The sequence below is a fragment of the Candidatus Erwinia dacicola genome (genome assembly GCF_001756855.1).
GTDB lineage: Bacteria > Pseudomonadota > Gammaproteobacteria > Enterobacterales > Enterobacteriaceae > Erwinia > Erwinia dacicola.
Window position 1 is genome coordinate 1 of record NZ_MAYS01000165.1, and the last position, 5265, is coordinate 5265.

The 5265-nt window shown below is 56.2% G+C and carries 3 protein-coding genes and 2 pseudogenes; 3 read left to right on the forward strand and 2 right to left on the reverse strand.

The features are described 5' to 3' along the window. Positions 1-329 (reverse strand): annotated as a pseudogene (locus BBW68_RS19565) (transposase); the annotation flags it as partial. Between the two features lie 223 nt (positions 330-552). On the opposite strand from BBW68_RS19565, the gene gcvT reads away from it, so the two are divergent. The 3 genes from gcvT to gcvP all read left to right on the forward strand — a co-directional run bounded on the left by gcvT (position 553) and on the right by gcvP (position 4993). Continuing rightward, entirely contained in the window at positions 553-1650 is a 1098-nt protein-coding gene (gcvT, locus tag BBW68_RS05025; RefSeq protein ID WP_070134272.1) for a glycine cleavage system aminomethyltransferase GcvT, read from the forward strand. Positions 1651-1675: 25 nt separating this feature from the next. After that, entirely contained in the window at positions 1676-2062 is a 387-nt protein-coding gene (gene gcvH / locus BBW68_RS05030) for a glycine cleavage system protein GcvH (RefSeq protein WP_070134273.1), read from the forward strand. A 72-nt stretch (positions 2063-2134) separates the two neighbouring features. Further along, a complete protein-coding gene (gcvP, locus tag BBW68_RS05035; protein ID WP_070134274.1) occupies positions 2135-4993 on the forward strand; it encodes an aminomethyl-transferring glycine dehydrogenase in 2859 nt (952 codons plus the stop codon). A 126-nt stretch (positions 4994-5119) separates the two neighbouring features. Here gcvP and BBW68_RS05040 read toward each other — a convergent pair. Further along, a pseudogene (locus BBW68_RS05040) lies at positions 5120-5265 on the reverse strand (integrase core domain-containing protein); the annotation flags it as partial.

The following is a 5265-nucleotide window of genomic DNA, read 5'->3' on the forward strand; positions in this document are numbered from 1 at the left end:
TCTTCAACAGACGTAGCTCGCTTCAGGTATGGCGGTAGCAAGGTGCTGTTGAAGTGTATGCCGTTGCCACTGCGCTCCCTGACCTTCGGCACTTTGACGCTGACATCACCGATGCCGGTCTGAATACGTCGCTCAGGCAGAAAACCGTTACGCACCACCGCCTAGCGACCGTCATCGAGACGGAGGTCAGCAAACCGGGCAAGCATCACAGCCAGTTCAGCCTCAACCGCACTGGCGATCAACCGCTGTGCACCAGTACGGAGTAAATCGTGGAGTGGATCAGTGGGCTCAACTGGCTCCGGCAACATCTGTAGGGTAAGATTGGACATGGCGTATCATCTCTCTGTTGTTGAAATCCTAGAAGAAATCAATCAGCAGGATACGCCACCTTCCTCGAATCCCCATACACCACAAATGACCATAACTTCCGTTTTGCTTATGGTTAATTGGTGTATTCAGTGGTAAGTTCAGGGCTAAGGTATCGTTTGCGTCAGTTCCGCAAAGGCGGTGAGAGGCGCTCGTCAGCAACCGGATATCAGATACAGGAATGATATGACTCAGCAAACTCACCTTTTCCCACAGCATCAGGCGTGTGGTGCCCGCATGGTAGATTTTCACGGCTGGATGATGCCCCTGCATTACGGCTCGCAAATGGACGAACATCATGCAGTGCGCACTGACGCTGGGATGTTTGACGTTTCTCATATGACGATTGTCGACCTGCACGGCGCATGCATTCGCGAATTTCTGCGTTATCTGTTGGCCAATGACGTTGCCAAGCTGACTTTGCCGGGCAAAGCCCTTTACGCCGCCATGCTCAACGCCTCCGCTGGGGTGATTGACGATCTTATTGTTTACTTTATCAGCGAAGAGTTTTTCCGCCTAGTGGTCAACTCCACCACGCGTGAGAAAGATCTGGCGTGGATCCGTCAGCACGCAGCTGACTACGGCGTTGAATTGACCGAGCGTGACGATTTGGCGCTGGTGGCCGTGCAGGGCCCAAATGCCCAGCAGAAAGCCCAGATGCTGTTTGATGATACGCAGCGCGCTGCCGTCAACGGAATGAAGCCGTTCTTTGGCGTGCAGTCTGGTGACTATTTCATCGCCACCACCGGTTATACCGGTGAATCCGGCTACGAGATTGCCCTGCCAAACGAGCAGGTTGCCGATTTCTGGCAGAAATTGCTGGCAACGGGGGTCAAGCCTGCCGGTCTCGGCGCGCGCGATACGCTGCGCCTAGAAGCCGGTATGAACCTCTACGGGCAGGAGATGGATGAAGGCGTTTCTCCGCTGGCCGCCAATATGGGCTGGACCATTGCGTGGGAACCAGCCGATCGCCAGTTCATTGGTCGTGAAGCACTGGAACAGCAGCGCGAAAAGGGTACCGATCACCTTGTGGGCCTGATCATGACCGAAAAAGGCGTATTGCGTAATGAACTGCCGGTGCGCTTCAGCAATGCTGATGGCAACCAGCATGAAGGTATTATCACCAGTGGCTCATTTTCCCCAACCCTAGGATGCAGCATTGCCCTTGCGCGCGTGCCTGAGGGAATTGGCGAGCAGGCGATTGTGCAGATCCGCAACCGCAAAATGCCGGTGCAGGTGACTAAACCGATTTTTGTCCGCGCCGGTAAGCCGGTGACGAAATAATTTTGCCTTTTTGGAGAGCATATTGATGAGCAATGTACCAGCCGAATTGAAATATCGTGACAGCCATGAATGGGTACGCAAAGAAGCCGATGGCACCTTTACCGTCGGGATCACCGAGCATGCGCAGGAGCTGCTCGGTGACATGGTGTTTGTTGACCTGCCGGATGTCGGCAACACCTATAGCCAGGGCAAAGACTGCGCTGTGGCCGAGTCGGTGAAAGCCGCGTCTGATATCTATGCCCCGCTGAGCGGCGAAATCATTGAAGTCAACAGCGCGCTGGAATCTGAGCCTGAACTGGTGAACAGCGATTCCTATACTGTAGGCTGGCTGTTCAAGATCAAAGCCAGCGATGCTACCGAGTTCGAAACCTTGCTTGATTCCGCTGCTTACGCTGCCGCTATCTCAGAATAACGTTTAATCATCACTTCAGGGCGGGCTATTCGCTGCCATGAAACCCGATGCCCGATGCAGGATTTACCGCTAATGACCCAGACTCTCAGCCAGCTTGAACATCACGGTGCATTTATCGAGCGCCATATCGGACCTTCCCAGGAACAGCAGGCAGCGATGCTCAGCGCCATCGGTGCCTCATCACTAAGCGAGCTCATCGCCTCGATTGTGCCCGCCGACATCCAGCTTCCCAGCCCACCTGCGGTAGGCGATGCGCTGACCGAACACTTGGCGCTGGCCGAGCTGAAGGTGATTGCGTCAAAAAATCAGCGTTATAAATCCTTTATCGGCATGGGTTACACCCCGGTGCTGACGCCGCCGGTGATCTTACGCAACATGCTGGAAAACCCAGGTTGGTACACTACATACACCCCTTACCAGCCGGAAGTTTCCCAAGGCCGTCTGGAAGCTCTGCTGAACTTCCAGCAGCTGACCCTTGACCTAACCGGGCTGGATATTGCGTCTGCCTCGCTGCTGGATGAAGCGACCGCCGCCGCCGAAGCGATGGCGATGGCAAAGCGCGTCAGCAAGCTGAAAAATGCCAATCGCTTCTTCGTTGCTGATGATATTCATCCGCAGACGCTGGACGTGGTGCGCACTCGAGCTGAAACCTTTGGCTTCGAGGTGCTGGTCGATAAAGCGGAGAAAGTGCTGGAGCTGCAGGATGTGTTCGGCGTGCTGTTACAGCAGGTCGGCACCGGCGGTGAAGTGCATGACTACGGTGACCTGATCGCTGAACTGAAAAGCTGCAACGTGGTGGTCAGCGTGGCGGCTGACTTTATGGCGCTGCTGCTGTTACAGGCACCGGGCAAGCAGGACGCGGATATCGCCTTCGGCTCCGCGCAGCGCTTCGGCGTACCAATGGGCTACGGTGGTCCGCATGCGGCGTTCTTCGCCGCGCGTGACGAACACAAACGGTCGATGCCTGGTCGTATTATCGGCGTATCGCGTGATGCCGCAGGCAACACCGCGCTGCGTATGGCGATGCAGACGCGCGAGCAGCATATCCGCCGTGAGAAAGCCAACTCCAACATCTGCACCTCGCAGGTGCTGCTGGCAAACATTGCCAGCCTGTATGCGGTATTCCACGGCCCGGCTGGGCTGAAGCGCATCGCCGGGCGTATCCATCGCCTGACCGATATTCTTGCGGCTGGATTGCAGAAGGGCGGTCTGAATCTGCGTTATCACAGCTGGTTTGATACGCTGACGGTAGAAGTGGCGGATAAAGCTGCCGTGCTGGATCGTGCGCTGAGCTTTGGTATTAATCTGCGCAGCGATATCCTCAATGCGGTCGGCATCACGCTGGATGAAACCACCACGAGTGAAGACGTCGCGGCGCTGTTCTCAATCCTGCTGGGCGAGCAGCACGGGCTGGAGATCGATGCTCTCGATGCGGATGGCACTTCCGTACCCGCTGCAATGCTGCGTCAGGATGCGATCCTGACCCATCCGGTGTTTAACCGTCATCACAGCGAAACCGAGATGATGCGTTATATGCACAGCTTGGAGCGCAAAGATCTGGCGCTCAATCAGGCGATGATACCGCTTGGCTCCTGCACCATGAAGCTGAACGCGGCGGCGGAGATGATCCCGATCACCTGGCCCGAGTTCGCCGAGCTGCACCCGTTCTGCCCGGCAGAGCAGGCAGCTGGCTATCTGCAAATGATCGGCCAGCTGTCGCAGTGGCTGGTGCAGCTGACCGGTTACGACGCGCTGTGCATGCAGCCGAACTCTGGCGCGCAGGGCGAATATGCCGGCCTGCTGGCAATTCGCCGTTATCACGAAAGCCGCAACGAAGCCGGGCGTAATATCTGCCTGATCCCAAGCTCTGCACACGGCACCAACCCGGCTTCGGCGCAGATGGCCGGTAAGGCTGTGGTTGTGGTGGCCTGTGACAAACAGGGCAATATCGATCTGCACGACTTGCGCCTGAAGGCAAAGCAGGCGGGCGAAGCACTCTCCTGCATTATGGTCACTTACCCGTCGACGCACGGCGTGTATGAAGAGACGATCCGCGAAGTGTGCCAGATCATTCATCAGTTTGGCGGTCAGGTATACTTGGACGGCGCCAACATGAATGCGCAGGTCGGCATTACCACGCCGGGCTATATTGGCGCAGACGTGTCGCACCTCAACCTGCATAAAACCTTCTGTATCCCGCACGGCGGCGGTGGCCCGGGTATGGGAACTATCGGCGTGAAAGCGCATCTGGCACCGTTTGTACCGGGCCACAGCGTGGTACAGATTGACGATATGCTGACCGGGCAGGGTGCGGTGTCTGCTGCGCCATTCGGCAGTGCATCCATTTTGCCGATCAGCTGGATGTATATCCGCATGATGGGCGCAGAAGGTCTTAAGCAGGTGAGTTCGGTGGCGATCCTTAATGCCAACTACATCGCCCATCGCCTGCAGTCAGCTTACCCAATCCTCTACGTCGGGCGTGACGGCCGCGTGGCGCACGAATGTATTCTCGATATTCGTCCGCTGAAAGAGCAGACCGGTATCAGCGAGCTGGATATTGCCAAGCGCCTGATCGACTACGGATTCCATGCACCTACCATGTCATTCCCGGTAGCAGGCACCCTGATGGTTGAGCCAACCGAATCGGAAAGCAAAATTGAGCTGGACCGCTTTATCGATGCAATGCTGGCAATCCGTATGGAAATCGATCGCGTATCCAACGGTGAATGGCCAGCGGCCGATAACCCGCTGGTGAATGCGCCGCACACGCAGATGGAAATTGTCGGTGAGTGGAGACATCCTTATACGCGTGAGCTGGCAGTATTCCCGGCAGGCAGCGACAACAAATACTGGCCAACCGTGAAGCGCCTCGACGATGTTTACGGTGAACGCAATCTGTTCTGCTCCTGCGTGCCCATGGGCGAGTACTAGTAAGGGGCGAATGTTTCGTGTAGGGGTCAGGCATGCCTGACCCGAATTTAGTACGTTCGGCACTGTTGCAAAGATATTGATGAGTTAGCCTTTCGTGTTATTGAAAGGTCTTATCTTTCAAAAACTGATAGCGCTGTAATATCCCGTTATATAGCGGATTATCGCGCCCTGGGCTTCGCTGAAGCTGTTATAGCCCTTCGTCGGCACCCATTCGGTCTTCAGGCTCCGGAAGAACCGCTCCATAGGGGCGTTATCCCAGCAGTTTCCCCGTC

Bases quoted from the DNA above. Each gene is read 5' to 3' on its own strand.
- gcvP (WP_070134274.1), top strand. From the start codon at position 2,135: ATGACCCAGACTCTCAGCCAGCTTGAACATCACGGTGCATTTATCGAG.
- gcvH (WP_070134273.1), top strand. From the start codon at position 1,676: ATGAGCAATGTACCAGCCGAATTGAAATATCGTGACAGCCATGAATGG.
- gcvT (WP_070134272.1), top strand. From the start codon at position 553: ATGACTCAGCAAACTCACCTTTTCCCACAGCATCAGGCGTGTGGTGCC.